10 protein-coding genes are annotated in these 16,034 nt (G+C 71.9%); 7 read left to right on the top strand and 3 right to left on the bottom strand.

Annotated elements, in window-relative coordinates:
* Nucleotides 1–122 precede the first annotated feature (122 nt).
* The 3 genes from ACFV6H_RS13455 to ACFV6H_RS13445 all read right to left on the bottom strand — a co-directional run bounded on the left by ACFV6H_RS13455 (nucleotide 123) and on the right by ACFV6H_RS13445 (nucleotide 7,428).
* Nucleotides 123–1,583 carry a glutamate synthase subunit beta gene (locus tag ACFV6H_RS13455; protein WP_385541274.1) on the bottom strand — a complete coding sequence of 487 codons (1,461 nt, stop codon included), beginning with the start codon at nucleotides 1,581–1,583 and terminating at the stop codon, nucleotides 123–125.
* The gene (gene gltB, locus ACFV6H_RS13450) at nucleotides 1,576–6,135 is read right to left on the bottom strand and encodes a glutamate synthase large subunit (RefSeq protein ID WP_385541272.1); all 4,560 of its coding nucleotides are present in this window, start codon (nucleotides 6,133–6,135) and stop codon (nucleotides 1,576–1,578) included. The genes ACFV6H_RS13455 and gltB overlap by 8 nt, the downstream gene beginning before the upstream one ends.
* A gap of 564 nt (nucleotides 6,136–6,699) precedes the next feature.
* Complete coding sequence (locus tag ACFV6H_RS13445; RefSeq protein WP_093599199.1) at nucleotides 6,700–7,428, bottom strand: VIT1/CCC1 transporter family protein; 729 nt, start codon at nucleotides 7,426–7,428, stop codon at nucleotides 6,700–6,702.
* A gap of 267 nt (nucleotides 7,429–7,695) precedes the next feature.
* Between ACFV6H_RS13445 and ACFV6H_RS13440 the strand changes: the two genes are divergently transcribed.
* Genes ACFV6H_RS13440 through ACFV6H_RS13410 form a run of 7 tightly spaced genes read left to right on the top strand, consistent with a single transcriptional unit; the run spans nucleotide 7,696 to nucleotide 15,834 of the window.
* On the top strand, nucleotides 7,696–8,805 hold the full coding sequence (locus tag ACFV6H_RS13440) for an ADP-ribosylglycohydrolase family protein (RefSeq protein ID WP_385541612.1): 1,110 nt from the start codon (nucleotides 7,696–7,698) through the stop codon (nucleotides 8,803–8,805).
* The gene (locus ACFV6H_RS13435) at nucleotides 8,802–10,166 is read left to right on the top strand and encodes an ADP-ribosylglycohydrolase family protein (RefSeq protein ID WP_385541270.1); all 1,365 of its coding nucleotides are present in this window, start codon (nucleotides 8,802–8,804) and stop codon (nucleotides 10,164–10,166) included. The genes ACFV6H_RS13440 and ACFV6H_RS13435 overlap by 4 nt, the downstream gene beginning before the upstream one ends.
* Complete coding sequence (locus tag ACFV6H_RS13430) at nucleotides 10,132–11,358, top strand: ADP-ribosylglycohydrolase family protein (RefSeq protein WP_385541610.1); 1,227 nt, start codon at nucleotides 10,132–10,134, stop codon at nucleotides 11,356–11,358. Before ACFV6H_RS13435 ends, ACFV6H_RS13430 begins: the two co-directional genes overlap by 35 nt.
* A complete protein-coding gene (locus ACFV6H_RS13425) occupies nucleotides 11,355–12,929 on the top strand; it encodes an ADP-ribosylglycohydrolase family protein (protein ID WP_385541268.1) in 1,575 nt (524 codons plus the stop codon). Before ACFV6H_RS13430 ends, ACFV6H_RS13425 begins: the two co-directional genes overlap by 4 nt.
* Nucleotides 12,926–13,807 (top strand): ribokinase, encoded by an 882-nt coding sequence (gene rbsK / locus ACFV6H_RS13420; RefSeq protein WP_385541266.1) that lies wholly within the window; start codon nucleotides 12,926–12,928, stop codon nucleotides 13,805–13,807. The genes ACFV6H_RS13425 and rbsK overlap by 4 nt, the downstream gene beginning before the upstream one ends.
* Nucleotides 13,808–15,040, top strand: a complete 1,233-nt coding sequence (locus ACFV6H_RS13415) for a CaiB/BaiF CoA transferase family protein (RefSeq protein WP_385541264.1) — start codon at nucleotides 13,808–13,810, stop codon at nucleotides 15,038–15,040. It begins immediately after the preceding gene.
* A complete protein-coding gene (locus ACFV6H_RS13410; protein WP_385541262.1) occupies nucleotides 15,037–15,834 on the top strand; it encodes an HpcH/HpaI aldolase/citrate lyase family protein in 798 nt (265 codons plus the stop codon). Before ACFV6H_RS13415 ends, ACFV6H_RS13410 begins: the two co-directional genes overlap by 4 nt.
* The last annotated feature ends 200 nt before the right edge of the window (nucleotides 15,835–16,034 follow it).

The following is a 16,034-nucleotide window of genomic DNA, read 5'->3' as shown; positions in this document are numbered from 1 at the left end:
GCGGGACGGCCCGGGAGACGCTCCCCGGGCCGGCACCGCCCGTACGCCGTTGTACGGGAGTCTTCTGGGAGGGACGGAACTGGCGGATCAGGTGGACCAAGGCCGAGTCGGCGGACGGAGTGTCAGGCCGTCAGTGCCCGGTCGGTCGGGCGGATCGGCGCCGGCAGATCGCTGGCACCGGTGAGATAGCGGTCCACACCGCGGGCCGCCGAGCGGCCCTCGGCGATCGCCCACACGATCAGCGACTGCCCGCGGCCCGCGTCACCGGCGACATACACGCCGGGAACATTGGTCGCGAAGTCCGCGTCCCGCGCGATGTTGCCGCGCTCGTCCAGCTCCAGACCGAACTGCTCGACCAGGCCGTTCGCCTGGTCCGTACCGGTGAAGCCCATCGCGAGCGTGACGAGCTGCGCCGGGATCCGCCGCTCGGTGCCGGGCCTCTGCGCCGGCTTGCCGTCCTTGAACTCCACCTCCACCAGGTGCAGGAACTGGACGTTGCCGTTCTCGTCACCCTCGAAGTGGGTGGTGGAGACGGAGTAAACGCGCTCGCCGCCCTCCTCGTGTGCGGAGGTGACCTTGTAAAGCATCGGGAACGTCGGCCACGGCTGGTGCGGCGCGCGCTCGTCACCGGGCCTCGGCATGATCTCCAGCTGGGTGACGGAGGCGGCGCCCTGGCGGTGGGCCGTACCGACACAGTCCGCGCCGGTGTCGCCGCCGCCGATGACCACGACGTGCTTGCCCTCGGCGGTGATCGGGGAGACCGTCAGATCGCCCTCCTGCACCTTGTTGGCGAGCGGCAGATACTCCATCGCGGCATGGATGCCCTTGAGCTCACGGCCCGGGACGGGCAGATCGCGCGAGACGGTGGCGCCCGCGGCGATGACCACGGCGTCGTACCGCTTGCGCAGCTTGGCCGCATCCAGGTCCCGGCCGATCTCGATCTCGGTGCGGAACTTGGTGCCCTCGGCGCGCATCTGCTCGATACGCCGGTTGATGTGCACCTTCTCCATCTTGAACGCGGGGATGCCGTACCGCAGGAGTCCGCCGATCCGGTCGGCGCGCTCGTACACGGCGACGGTGTGGCCCGCGCGGGTGAGCTGCTGGGCGGCGGCCAGTCCGGCCGGTCCTGAGCCGATGACGGCGACGGTCTTGCCGGAGAGGCGCTCGGGCGGCTGCGGAGTGACATCGCCGCTGTCCCACGCCTTGTCGATGATGGAGACCTCGACGTTCTTGATGGTCACGGCCGGCTGGTTGATGGCGAGCACGCACGCGGACTCACAGGGCGCGGGACAGAGCCGCCCGGTGAACTCCGGGAAGTTGTTGGTCGCGTGCAGGCGCTCGCTCGCCGCCGTCCAGTCCTCGCGGTAGGCGTAGTCGTTCCACTCGGGGATCAGATTTCCGAGCGGGCAGCCGTTGTGGCAGAACGGGATGCCGCAGTCCATGCAGCGGCCGGCCTGCTTGCTGATGATCGGGAGCAGCGAGCCGGGTACGTAGACCTCGTTCCAGTCCTTGACGCGCTCCTCGGCGGGACGGGTTTCGGCGACCTCGCGGCCGGTGGTGAGAAAGCCCTTCGGGTCAGCCATTGGTCGCCGCCTCCATCATCTTCTCGGTGGTCTCGGTCTCCGAGAGACCGGCCAGCTCGGCGGCGTCCTTGGCGGCGAGCACTGCCTTGTACGTGGTCGGGATGATCTTGCTGAAGCGGTCCACGGCGGTGTCCCACTCGGCCAGCAGCTTCTCGGCGACGGTGGAGCCCGTCTCCTCCTGGTGGCGGCGCACCACATCGTGCAGCCACTGCTTGTCGGTGTCGTCGAGCGGGCCCACGGCGGCGAGGTTCCCGGCGTTGACATGGTCCGGGTCCAGGTCGACGACGTAGGCGATACCGCCGGACATGCCGGCCGCGAAGTTGCGTCCGGTCTCGCCGAGGACGACGGCGTGGCCGCCGGTCATGTACTCGCAGCCGTGGTCCCCCACGCCCTCGGAGACGACCGTGGCGCCGGAGTTGCGGACGCAGAAGCGCTCGCCGGTGCGTCCGCGCAGGAACAGTTCGCCGCCGGTGGCGCCGTAGGCGATGGTGTTGCCCGCGATGGTGGAGTACTCGGCGAGATGGTCGGCGCCGCGGTCGGGCCGTACGACGATCCGGCCGCCGGACAGGCCCTTGCCGACATAGTCGTTGGCGTCGCCCTCCAGCCGCAGCGTGACACCGCGCGGCAGGAACGCGCCGAAGGACTGGCCCGCGGAGCCGGTGAAGGTGATGTCGATGGTGTCGTCCGGCAGGCCGGCGCCGCCGAACTTCTTGGTCACCTGGTGGCCCAGCATGGTGCCCACGGTGCGGTTGATGTTCCGGATGCCGATCTGGGCGCGTACGGGCTGGGCGGCCTCGGCGCTGTCGGCGTTCAGTGCGTCGGCGGCGAGCTTGATCAGCTCGTTGTCGAGGGCCTTCGCCAGTCCGTGGTCCTGCTCGACCGTGCGGTGGCGTACGGCGTTGCCGGGCAGCGCGGGCACATGGAAGAGCGGCTTGAGGTCGAGGCCCTGGGCCTTCCAGTGGGTCACGGCGCGCTCGGTGTCGAGCAGTTCGGCGTGGCCGACGGCCTCTTCAAGGGTACGGAAGCCCAGCTCGGCGAGGATCTCCCGGACCTCCCGCGCGATGAACTCGAAGAAGTTGACGATGTACTCGGCCTTGCCGGAGAACCGCTCGCGCAGCACCGGATTCTGGGTGGCGATGCCGACCGGGCAGGTGTCGAGATGGCAGACGCGCATCATGACGCAGCCGGAGACGACGAGCGGCGCGGTGGCGAAGCCGAACTCCTCGGCGCCGAGCAGCGCGGCGATAACGACATCGCGGCCGGTCTTGAGCTGTCCGTCGGTCTGTACGACGATCCGGTCGCGCAGACCGTTGAGCAGCAGCGTCTGCTGGGTCTCGGCGAGGCCCAGCTCCCAGGGGCCGCCCGCATGCTTGAGCGAGGTGAGCGGCGAGGCGCCCGTACCGCCGTCGTGGCCGGAGATCAGTACGACGTCGGCGTGGGCCTTGGAGACACCGGCGGCGACCGTGCCGACACCGACCTCGGAGACCAGCTTCACATGGATACGGGCCTGCGGGTTGGCGTTCTTGAGGTCGTGGATGAGCTGGGCGAGATCCTCGATGGAGTAGATGTCGTGGTGCGGCGGCGGCGAGATCAGCCCGACTCCGGGAGTGGAGTGCCGGGTCCTGGCGACCCATGGGTAGACCTTGTGGCCGGGAAGCTGGCCGCCCTCGCCGGGCTTGGCGCCCTGCGCCATCTTGATCTGGATGTCGTCGGCGTTGACCAGATACTCGCTGGTGACACCGAAGCGCCCGGAGGCGACCTGCTTGATGGAGGAGCGGCGCGCCGGGTCGTACAGCCGGTCCGCGTCCTCGCCGCCCTCGCCGGTGTTGGACTTGCCGCCGAGCTGGTTCATGGCGATGGCGAGCGTCTCGTGCGCCTCGCGGGAGATCGAGCCGTACGACATGGCGCCGGTGGAGAAGCGCTTGACGATCTCGGAGACCGGCTCGACCTCGTCGACGGAGACGGGCGCGCGGTCGGAGGCGAAGCCGAACAGACCGCGCAGTGTCATCAGCCGCTCGGACTGCTCGTTCACCCGATCGGTGTACTTCTTGAAGATGTCATAGCGGCGTGAGCGCGTGGCGTGCTGGAGGCGGAAGACGGTCTCCGGGTCGAAGAGATGCGGCTCGCCCTCGCGGCGCCACTGGTACTCGCCGCCGATCTCCAGCTTGCGGTGGCTGGCGGAGATCCCGGAGGCCGGATAGCCCCTGGCATGGCGGGCGGCGACCTCCTCGGCGACGACATCGAGACCGGCACCGCCGATCTTGGTGGCGGTGCCGTTGAAGTACTTGTCGACAAAGGCCTGGTCGAGACCGACGGCCTCGAAGACCTGCGCGCCTCGGTAGGAGGCGACCGTCGAGATGCCCATCTTGGACATCACCTTGAGGACGCCCTTGCCCAGGGCGTAGATCAGATTGCGGATGGCCCGCTCGGGCGCCAAGCCCTCGATGAACGTACCGGCGCGCACCAGGTCCTCGACGGACTCCATGGCGAGATACGGATTGACCGCGGCGGCTCCGTATCCGATGAGCAGCGCGACATGGTGCACCTCGCGGACATCGCCGGCCTCGACCAGCAGCCCGACCTGGGTGCGCCGCTTGGTGCGGATGAGGTGGTGGTGCACGGCGGCGGTGAGCAGCAGCGAAGGGATCGGGGCGTGCTCGGCGTCGGAGTGCCGGTCGGAGAGCACGATGATCCGGGCGCCGCTCTCCAGGGCGGCGTCGGTCTCGCCGCAGATCTCCTCGATACGCGCGGCGAGGGCCTCTCCGCCGCCGCTGACCCGGTAGAGACCGGAGAGCGTCGCGGCCTTCATGCCCGGCATGTCGCCGTCGGCGTTTATGTGGACGAGCTTGGCCAGCTCGTCGTTGTCGATCACCGGAAAGGGCAGGGTGACACTGCGGCAGGACGCGGCGGTCGGCTCCAGCAGATTGCCCTGCGGGCCGAGCGTGGAGCGCAGCGAGGTGACCAGCTCCTCGCGGATGGCGTCCAGCGGCGGGTTGGTGACCTGTGCGAAGAGCTGCGTGAAGTAGTCGAAGAGCAGCCGGGGCCGGGCGGAGAGCGCGGCGATCGGTGAGTCGGTGCCCATGGAGCCGATCGGCTCGGCGCCGGCCCGTGCCATCGGCGCGAGCAGGACGCGCAGCTCCTCCTCGGTGTAACCGAAGGTCTGCTGGCGGCGGGTGACCGAGGCATGGGTGTGCACGATGTGCTCGCGCTCGGGGAGGTCCGACAGCTCGATCTCGCCGGTCTCCAGCCAGTCCTGGTACGGCTTCTCGGCGGCGAGGTCCGCCTTGATCTCGTCGTCCTCGATGATGCGGTGCTCGGCGGTGTCGACCAGGAACATCCGGCCGGGCTGGAGCCGGCCCTTGCGGACGACCTTGGCCGGGTCGATGTCGAGGACGCCGACCTCGGAGGAGAGCACGACGAGGCCGTCGTCGGTCACCCAGTAGCGGCCGGGACGCAGTCCGTTGCGGTCGAGGACCGCGCCGACCTGGGTGCCGTCGGTGAAGGTGACACAGGCCGGGCCGTCCCAGGGCTCCATCATCGTGGCATGGAACTGGTAGAAGGCGCGCCGGGCGGGATCCATGGAGTCATGGTTCTCCCAGGCCTCGGGGACCATCATCAGCACGGAGTGCGGCAGTGACCGGCCGCCGAGGTGGAGCAGTTCGAGGACCTCGTCGAAGGTCGCGGAGTCGGAGGCGTCCGGCGTACAGACCGGGAAGATCCGCTCCAGCCCGCCGGGACCGAAGAGGCCGGAGCCGAGCTGGGACTCACGGGCGCGCATCCAGTTGCGATTGCCCTTGACGGTGTTGATCTCGCCGTTGTGCGCGACGAAGCGGTACGGGTGGGCCAGCGGCCAGCTCGGGAAGGTGTTGGTGGAGAACCGCGAGTGGACCAGCGAGATCGCGGTCGCGAGCCGGCGGTCGGAGAGGTCCGGGAAGAACGGTTCGAGCTGGCCGGTGGTGAGCATGCCCTTGTAGACGAGCGTGCGGGCGGAGAGGGAAGGGAAGTAGGTCCCGGCCTCGCGCTCGGCGCGCTTGCGCAGCAGGAACGCCTTGCGGTCGAGGGCGATGCCCGTGCTCGTACCGTCCGCGACGAAGAGCTGGCGGAAGGCCGGCATCGTGGCGCGCGCGGTGGCGCCGAGCAGCTCGGGCGCGACGGGTACGGCACGCCAGCCGAGGACGGTCAGGCCCTCCTCCGCGGCGATGGTCTCGATCCGTGAGACGGCCTCGGTGGAGTCGTCGGCGGGCAGGAAGGCGATGCCCACGGCGTACGCGCCGGCCTCGGGCAGCGGGAAACCGGCGACCTCGCGCAGAAAGACGTCCGGCACCTGGAGCAGGATTCCGGCGCCGTCGCCGGAGTCGGGCTCGGATCCGGTGGCGCCGCGGTGCTCAAGATTGCGCAGTACGGTCAGCGCCTGCTCCACCAGCGCGTGGCTGGCTACACCGGTGAGGGTGGCCACGAACCCGACACCACAGGCGTCGTGCTCGTTACGGGGGTCGTACATGCCCTGAGGGGCAGGGCGACCGTCCATGGGCGACCAGGCGTCGGAACGCATCGGCTCTCCCGTCGTCGTGTGTTCGGCGTGGCATTCGCGATTACCGAGGGACGACGCTGGCCCTCCAAGAAATTTCGTGCAGGTTACATGATGGGCAGCTTCTCGGGAAGCGGATAGCGCATTCCAACATGTGGACACCGCTCATGGCGGTGGATATGGGGATCGGACGGACAGATCGTCGCCCGCCCGGCGGGGCGGAGCAGGGCTTCATTGCCCGCGGCGCCTACGGCTCATGCCCGGCCATTAACGACCTGAAACCGCCGGGTAACGGCTCACTATGTGGCGCCTCGCATAGTGTCTCAGCCCCGTGCCGCGGACACCCGGGGACGTACGTCACAGGGTGGGGGTTTTGTGCCCGTACCGCAAGGCCGGAGGCAGGGCGTGCGGGCCGTCCGGGGACGCGTGCGAATTCCCGGTACTCACGGTGTTACGGAGACATGGCGTACGGGCGACAGGGCCGCCCATACGACAAGGGTCTCAGAGGTCGGACGGGTACCAGAGATCGGGCGGGTCTCGGAGGTCAGGCGATCCCAGAGGCCGGGCGGCGGAAAGGTCGGACCGAGGTCAGACCGCCGCGCCGAACAGAGCACCGAGGCCATAGGTGAGCGCCGCGGCCGTGCCGCCCAGGACGAGCTGCCGCAACCCGCTGTACCACCAGCTCCGCGCGGTCACCCGGGCCACCAGCGCGCCGCAGGCGAACAGCCCGCTCAGCGCCAGCGCCACCGCGGGCCACAGCGCCGTGGCACCGAGCAGATACGGCAGTACGGGCAGCAGCGCGCCCAGCGCGAACGAGCCGAACGACGACACCGCGGCGACCGTCGGCGAGGGCAGATCGTCCGGATCGATCCCCAGCTCCTCGCGCGCGTGTATCTCCAGCGCCTGTTCCGGATCCGTCGAGAGCTGACGGGCCACCTCGCGCGCGAGCGCGGGCTCCACGCCTCGCGACTCGTACAGCGCGGCCAGCTCCTCCATCTCGTCCGCGGGATGCCTGCGCAGCTCCCCGCGCTCCACGTCCAGCTCCGCCTGGACCAGCTCACGCTGGGAGGCCACCGAGGTGTACTCGCCCGCGGCCATGGAGAAGGCACCGGCCGCGAGGCCCGCGAGCCCGGTGATCACGATCGTCTGCTGGGAGACCGCGCCACCGGCGACACCGGTCATCAGCGCCAGGTTCGAGACCAGCCCGTCCATCGCGCCGAAGACCGCGGGACGCAGCCAGCCGCCGTTCACATCGCGGTGCGTGTGGTTGTCACGGTGCGCCTCGTGGAGCGTGGCCTCGGTCTCGATGATGGACATGGTTCTCCCCTTCCCGGAGGCGGATCCGGGCCCTCACGCGGACCGGTCCCGATCTCCCGACGCTTCGAAAGTACGCACGAAAAAGCGCTCCCGCCAGCAAGGAAGGCCGTACTTACCAGGCATGACAGGCCATCGGAACGGAAGAGCGCCGCCCGTGTCACCCGGGTGACAGCGGCGTTTGCCGGACTCCTCGGGCGCCCGGCGTGGCACAGATCCAGGAACACAGATCCAGGAACACCGCACAGGCTCGCGCGAAAGGGCCACATGATGGAGTCCACCGCGTGCGATCCCGCCGCCTCTGCCGCCGCTGTCCCTGACGCCGCCTCTTCCGTCGCATCCCCCGCCGCCGTTCCTGCCGCCTCTCCCGCCGCCGACGGGCGCGACGAGCTCGCCGTACTCCGCGACCGGGCCCGTGGCGCGCTGCTGGGACTCGCCGTCGGTGACGCGCTCGGCGCTCCGGCGGAGAACATGCGGCCCTCCGAGATCCGCCGCCGCTGGGGCCGTATCGAGGGCTTCGTGTCCGACAATCCGGCGGGTACGGACGACACGGAGTACGCCATCTTCTCCGGGCTGCTGCTGGCCAGACACGGCTCGGCGCTGACCGTCGCCCATGTCGAGAAGGCCTGGCACCACTGGCTCGCCGATCTGGACGAGGGCCCGTTCCGCGGTGCGGGCTTCAGTGAGCGCGGCACGCTGGAGAACCTGCGGCGCGGACTCGCGGCGCCGATCACGGCCCAGCACCGGCACGCCTGGAGCGACGGTCTCGCGATGCGCGCGGCGCCCTTCGGAGTCTTCGCGGCGGGCCGCCCGCGCGAGGCGGCGCGGCTGGTCGCCGTCGACGGCAGTGTCAGCCACGAAGGCGAGGGCATCTACGGCGGGCGTGCGGTGGCGGCCGGTGTCGCCGCCGCGATGACCGGCGCCGGACCGGACTCGGTGATCGCGGCGGCGCTCTCCGTCGTCCCCATGGACTCCTGGACGGCCCGTACTCTGCGCCGGGGAGTCGTCGCCGCGCGGCGCGCGTACCCGGACACGCTCGCGCTGGAGCGCGCGATCCGCTCCTCGGTGGTCATCGGCGGCTATCCCTGGACCGATCTGGCCCCGGAGGCGGTGGGCCTGGCCTTCGGCGCGTTCGCCGCGGCCCGCGGCGACTTCCGGCTGTCGGTGCTGACCGCCGTCAACATGGGCCGTGACGCGGACACCACGGCGGCGGTGGCGGGCGCCCTGGCCGGAGCGGTGTCGGGCGCCCGCGCGATTCCACCGGAATGGTCCTCGGTCATCGGGCCCGCGCGGGGGAGCTGTCTGCCCTCGATGCGCGGCTACCACGTCCTGGACATCGCGGACCTGCTGACGCCCGACGAGGACGAGGTGACTCCATGACCCGGGCGGCCGACGGCACCTCGCCGGTACGGGCCGGTACGGACGGGGCTGCTCTGCCCAGCGCAGACTGCGCCGAGCCGCGCGACCCGCTGCGGCGGATCGAAGGGCTGCTGCTCGGGCTGGCCGCCGGGGACGCCGCCGGGTGGCCCGCCGCCCGGCACCGGGCCGCCCGGATGCCCGAGTGGACGCGTCGCCTCACCCGTGAACTGGACACCTTCGCCGAGCAGAACGCGACCACCACCCTGCCCGTTCCCATCGCCCTCAACCAGCCTCCCGAGCCGCTCCGGCTCGGCCCTTCCGACGACGCCGAATGGGCCGCCTTCACCGCCGAGTCCGTACTCACCGCCGCCGGCGACCACTTCCACGGTCTCGGCGCCGGCCGCCGGATGCGCGCCGCGATCGCCCTCTCCTGGAACTCCCTCGCCAGTGAGATCGCCGCCGCCGCCAACCGCGCGCCCGAGGTCGAGTCCGCCGTACCGCCGCTACGGGCCCGGATCTCCGTACGCGCGGGCCTCGGCAATCTCGCCACCGGGCTGCGCCCGCCCGCCACCGGCCATGACAATCCGCACTTCTTCGACGACGCGGCCTGCGTAAGGGCCGCCGTACTCGCCGTCGTCCATCCCGGCGATCCGTCCGCCGCCGCCGAACTCGCCGAGTTCGACGCCCGGTACACCCAGGACGGGGACGGAGTGCACGGCGCCCGCGCCATGGCCGCCGCCGTCGCGGGCGCGCTCGGCGGCGCGGACGCCGAGACGGCCGTCGACGCCGCCCTCGCCCAGCTGCCCGGCACCACGGAGATCGGCCGGAACGCCCGTCATGCCCTCAAGCTGGCCCGGGACTTCACCGGCGAGCCGGCCGGTGCCTTCGCGCTCGTGCCGCTGCTGGAGCATCAGATCGTGGACCATGTCTACAGCTACGGCATCGCCGCCGCCGAGACCGTTCCCGTCGCCCTCGCCCTCACGCTCGCCGCCCGTGGCGAGGTCAGCGGCGCGGTGCCGGCCGCCGCCTGTCTCTCCCGGGTCGCCGACTCCGCTCCCGCGCTCGCCGGCGCGCTGACCGGCGCGCTCGGCGGCGGCGACTCCGTACCCGCCACCTGGCGGGACGCCTGCCGCACCCTCGCGGGCTGCGCCCTGCCCAGGCTCGCCAGAACCGATCTGGTGGAACTCGCCGGGCTGCTGACAGCCACGGAACTGACCGCTCCGGGTGGACAATTCCGGCATGACGACGCTGAGCACTCCCCCGAAACCGGCCCCGAAACCGGCCGCCACCGCAACCGGCACGCGCACGACGAGTACGCACACGGCGACACGCACCCTCGCCGACCGGATCACCGGCTGTCTGATCGGAGCGGCGGTCGGTGACGCGCTCGGCGGTCCGGTCGAGGGCTACTCCCCCGAACAGATCGTCGAACGCCACGGCGGCCGGGTCTCCGGCATCGTCGGTCCCTGGAACGAGAACTGGCGCACCGCCCGTCCCATCGCGCCGTACCACAAGGGCGACGGCCATGTCACCGACGACACCCTGATGACCCATGCGCTGATCCGCGTGTACGAGACCGTACGCGACCATCTCGACGCGTACGCGGTCGCCGACCATCTCGTTCCCGATCTGATGGCCACTCCTCGCTGGATCCCCGAGCTGGAGACCGAGGCGCCGCTCCTCCAGCGGATCTTCCTCGCCGAGAAGTGGATGGTCGCCCGGCTGCACTACGGGCATGTCGATCCGCGCGAGGCGGGCACCGGGAACATCGTCAACTGCGGCGCGGCGATGTACATGGCACCGGTGGGACTGGTCAACGCGGCGCATCCGGCCGCCGCGTACGCCGAGGCGATCGATGTCGCGGGCGCGCACCAGTCCTCGTACGGGCGGGAGGCGGCGGGCGTGTTCGCCGCCGCGGTCGCCGCCGCGTGTCTCCCGGACGCCACGCCCGCGACCGTCGTGGACACCTGTCTCGCACTCGCGAAGGACGGCACGCGCGCCGCGATCCGGGCGGTACGCGATGTCGCCTCGCGGCACCGCGACACGGAGTCCGCGCTGCGCGGACTGCGCGAGGCCGTCGCGCCCTTCGACACGGTCGGCCCGCACTACCGCAGCCCGGCGCTGGGCGCCCGCCGCCCGTCCCGGGTGCACTCCATCGAGGAACTTCCCATCGCGCTCGGGATGTTGCTGATCGGCGGCGGCGACTACCACCGTACGGTGCTGGGCTCGGTCAACTACGGACGGGACTGCGACTCGATCGCCACCATGAGCGGAGCGCTCGCCGGAGCGCTGGGCGGCGAGTCCGCCGTCCCTGCGGACTGGGCGAGGCGCGTGGCCGACGCGAGCCGGCTCGATCTGCACGCTCCGGCGCGGGTGCTGACGGAGGTGGCGTACGAGGTCTTCACGCGCGACACGGAACGGCGGCGCGCGCACGAGAGCGCGTTCGCGCGGATGACGGACGCCCGGCTGATCGACGCGCCGGCCGACGCGGCCGACGGCGGCCCGTACGAGGCGCCGCACGGCGCGCCGCGCGAGGCACTGCGTACGGAGACACGGCCGGCGGCGGCGCGATGACGGACCTCCGCGTCACCTGGGTGCAGCCCGAGGATCTGATCGGTCATGAGCTGCGCCAGGCCTCGGAGGACGGCCGCGACGCGACGGCCGTCGCCCACCGCTGGCACACGGCGGGCGGCGCCCCGGCCCCGCCTCGCGCGGGCGCCTCCCAGACTCCTCCGGACCCGCGTCTGCGCGCCCTGGCCGAGGAACTGTTGGACGAACTGGCACGGCTGCCGTCGACGCGGGAACGGTACGAGCCGACGGACCTCGCCGCGATCAGATCGGCGTGCCCCGACTGGCCGGCCGCCCGGGACGCGCGGGAGGCGCCCGACTCCCGTACAGCCGGTGCGCGGACGGCGGACACCATGCCTCGCCCTCAGTCCGGTGCCACCGCGTCCGTCCCGCCGGACCTGCCGACGTCAGGGCGGGCCCCCGTAAGCCTCACCGTCTCCCGGCTCCATGCCGCCTGGCTCGGCCGGGCGGCCGGCTGTCTGCTGGGCAAGCCCGTCGAGAAGCTGCCGCTCCGTGGCATCCGGGCCATCGCGCGCGCCACCGGAAACTGGCCGCTGCACACCTGGTTCACCGCCGAGGGACTGCCTCCGGATCTCGCCGACGCGTATCCCTGGAACCGCCGTTCCGCGCCGACCTCGCTCGCCGAGAACATCGACGGGATGCCCGAGGACGACGATCTCAACTACTCCGTGCTCAATCTGCTGCTGCTCCAGCGCCACGGCCGGGACTTCACCACCTCGGACGTCGCGCGGCTCTGGCTGGACGAGCTGCCGGCCGGATGTACGTTCACCGCCGAGCGCGTCGCGTACCGCAATCTGCTCTGCGGGATCGAGCCGCCGCACACCGCCCGGTACCGCAATCCGTTCCGGGAGTGGATCGGCGCGGCGATCCGGGCCGATCCGCACGGCTGGACACATCCGGGCGATCCCGGGGCCGCCGCCGCGCAGGCGCACCGGGAGGCGACGCTCACGCACACCGCGAACGGCGTCTACAGCGCGATGTTCGTCGCGGCCACCATCGCCGCCGCGGCCGGGCCCACGGACACGAGGACCAGCGCGGCCACTCCCGCGGACACCGGGACCGGGCCCACCGACACCGGGACCGGCGCGGCCGGTGCCCGTACCGCCGGGCCACCTGATGTGCACGCCTGCCTCCGGGCCGGACTGTCCGTCGTACCGCCCGGCTCCCGGCTCGCCGAGGCCGTACGCTTCGGGATCGAATCCGCCCGCGCCCAGGCCGACTTCGCGGCCGTCGTCGATCTGCTGCACACCGCCTACGGCCACTACCACTGGGTCCACGCCGTGCCCAACGCCGCCCTGCTCGCCGCGGCGCTCACCCATGCCGACGGCGACTTCGGCGGCTCCATCTGCCGTGCCGTGTCCGGCGGCTGGGACACCGACTCGAACGGCGCCACGGCCGGTTCCGTCGCCGGGCTGCTCGCCGGTCATCCGGCCGAGCTGCCCGAGCGGTGGACGGCCCCGCTCAAGAACCGGCTGACCACCTCTGTCGCCGGTCTCGACGGCATCGGCTTCGACACGCTCGCAGAACTCACCCACAGGGAGGCGCTCCGCCCATGACCGGCATCGTGGTCCTCGGCAGCACCAATATGGATCTGGTCGCGTTCGTCACGCGCGCACCGAAGCTCGGCGAGACCGTCACGGGACGTGAGTTCCGTACGATTCCCGGCGGCAAGGGCGCCAACCAGGCGATCGCCGCCGCCCGCGTGGGCGGCGAGGTGGCGATGATCGGCGCGGTCGGTGAGGACGAGTACGGCGAGCGGCTGCGGCACACGCTCGCCGCGTCCGCCGTCGACACGGACCTGCTGCGCACCGTGGAGGGCCCTTCCGGCACGGCCCATGTCGTCGTCGACGACGAGGGCGGCAACGCGATCGTGGTGATCCCCGGCGCGAACGGCACCGTCACCCATCTCGTTCCCGGCGACGAGACCGTCATCGCCGCCGCCGACTCGCTGCTCCTCCAGCTCGAACTGCCGCTCGCCGCCGTACTGGCCGGAGCCGAGGCGGCCCGCCGCCATGGCGTACGGACCGTCCTCACGCCGGCTCCCGCGCAGCCTCTGCCGCCCGGACTGCTCACGGCGGTCGATCTGCTGGTCCCGAACGAGCACGAAGCGGCCACGCTCACCGGGATCGCCGACGCCCACGCCGCGGCGGAGGCCCTGCTCCGGCAGGTCCCCGAGGTCGTGATCACTCTCGGTGCCGCGGGCAGTCTGTACGCGGCCCGGGGCGCCGGCACCGTCGCCGTGCCCGCGCCCAGGGTCGAGGCCGTGGACACCACCGGCGCCGGTGACACCTATGTGGGCGCGCTCACCGTCGCGCTCGGCGAGGGCCGTCCGATGCCCGAGGCGATGCACTGGGCCTCGGCCGCCGCCGCGCTCTGCGTCCAGCGCCACGGAGCGTCCACCTCCATGCCGTACCGCACCGAGATCGAGGCCTGAATGACCACGTCAGCCACCGCTCCGAACGCCCCGACCGACGCCCCCGCGCCCGCTCCTCTCTCCGGCCTTCGGGTGCTCGATCTCGCGACGCTCTTCGCCGGTCCGCTCGCCGCCACGCTGCTCGGCGACTTCGGCGCCGATGTCATCAAGGTCGAGCACCCGATCCGTCCCGATCCCTCGCGCGGCCACGGCCCGGCCAAGGACGGTGTGGGCCTGTGGTGGAAGCTGCTCGGCCGCAACAAGCGCGCCATCACGCTCGATCTCTCCACTCCGGGCGGACGTGACGTCCTGCTGCGGCTCGCCGCCGACGCGGATGTGGTCATCGAGAACTTCCGGCCCGGCACCCTGGAGAAATGGGGCCTCGGCTGGACCGAGCTCTCCCTGGCCAATCCACGGCTCGTACTGACCCGGGTGACGGGCTTCGGCCAGTTCGGCCCGTACGCCCGCCGCCCGGGATTCGGCACCCTCGCCGAGGCGATGAGCGGCTTCGCGGCCGTCACGGGCGAGCCCGACGGGCCGCCCACGCTGCCGCCCTTCGGTCTCGCCGACTCCATCGCCGCGCTGGCCACGGCGTACGCGGTGATGACCGCGCTCGGCGGCCGGGCGCTGACCGGCCGTGGCCAGGTGGTCGATCTGGCGATCATCGAGCCGATCCTGACCGTGCTGGGACCGCAGCCGCTCTGGTACGACCAGCTCGGCCTGGTCCAGCCCCGTACCGGCAACCGCTCCACCAACAACGCGCCGCGCAACACCTACCGCGCCGCCGACGGCTCCTGGCTGGCGGTCTCCACCTCGGCGCAGTCGGTCGCGGAACGCGTGATGCGGCTGGTGGGCAGGCCCGAGCTGATCGCCGAGCCGTGGTTCACCACCGGCAGCGGCCGGGCCCGGCACGCGGACGTCCTGGACGAGGCGGTCGGCGGCTGGATCGCCCGGCACACGCGCGCCGAGGCGATGGCCGCGTTCGAGGAGGCGGAGGCGGCGATCGCGCCCGTCTACGACATCCGGGATGTCATGGCCGATCCGCAGTACCGGGCGCTGGACAGCGTCACCGAGGTCCCCGATCCGGAGCTGGGCCCGCTGCGGATGCAGAACGTCCTCTTCCGGCTCTCCGAGACGCCGGGCGCCATCCGCTGGGCGGGCCGGCCTCATGGCGCGGACACCGACGCGGTCCTGGCCGAGCTGGGCCTCACCGCGTCCGAGATCGGCGCGCTCCGGGCGGACGGAGCGCTATGACCATCCCGCTCACCTGGCTGTATGTCCCCGGGGACCGACCGGAGGTGATGGCGAAGGCGCTGTCCTGCGGTGCGGATGTCGTGATCATGGACCTGGAGGACGCGGTGGCTCCCGACCGCAAGGAGTACGCGCGCGACGCCATCGCGGACCTGCTGTCCTCGCCGCATCCGGTCCCGGTCCATGTCCGGATCGCCGACGAGCACGACCTGCCGTCGCTGGTCGGTCTGCCGGGACTGTCCGGGCTCCGTCTCCCCAAGGTGACCCATGCCTCCGACATCCACCGCGTCGCGGCACGGGCTCCGGACATCGCGCTGTACGCCCTGCTCGAATCGGCGCTGGCCCTGGAGAACGCCTACGCCGTCGCGGGCGCGCATCCGGCGGTACGCGGCATCTCCCTTGGTGAGGCGGACCTCCGCGCCGATCTGGGGGTACGGGAGGACTCCGGCCTGGACTGGGCCCGCAGCCGGGCCGTGGTGGCGGCCCGCGCGGCGGGCCTGTCGCCACCGGTCCAGTCGGTGTTCCCGGACGTCCGTGACCTGGACGGGCTGGCGGCCTCCTGCCGCCATGGCCGGGCCCTGGGCCTGCTGGGCCGCGCGGCCATCCATCCGCGCCAGCTCCCGGTCATCGAACACGCCTATCTGCCCACGCCGCGAGAGGTCGCCGAGGCCGAGGAGATCATCGAGGCGGCGGCGACCGACGCGGGCGCGCACGCCCTCCCCGACGGCCGCTTTGTCGACGCGGCGATCGTGGCGGCGGCGAGGAGAACGCTGGCGCTGGGTGCGCGCTGCGGCTGACGCGCATACGCGCCTGGCGGCGAGGGGCCGGTGCGGTGGGTGGTGCGGGGGCCGGGGCCTCCGGAGGTACATGTCCGGACGGCATGCTGTGTTTTCCCGGGGGACACCCCCGGACCCCCGTACGCCGCGTGCGGACCGGCTGTCGGGCGCGGGCTTCGCGTGCGGCACAAATCACGCTTCAGTGTCCGGACACGCACCTC

It is taken from the genome of Streptomyces sp. NPDC059743 (assembly GCF_042732975.1).
Classification (GTDB): Bacteria; Actinomycetota; Actinomycetes; order Streptomycetales; family Streptomycetaceae; genus Streptomyces.
The sequence above is the reverse complement of the archived record's forward strand: the minus strand, read 5'-3'. Positions and strand labels throughout refer to the sequence as shown.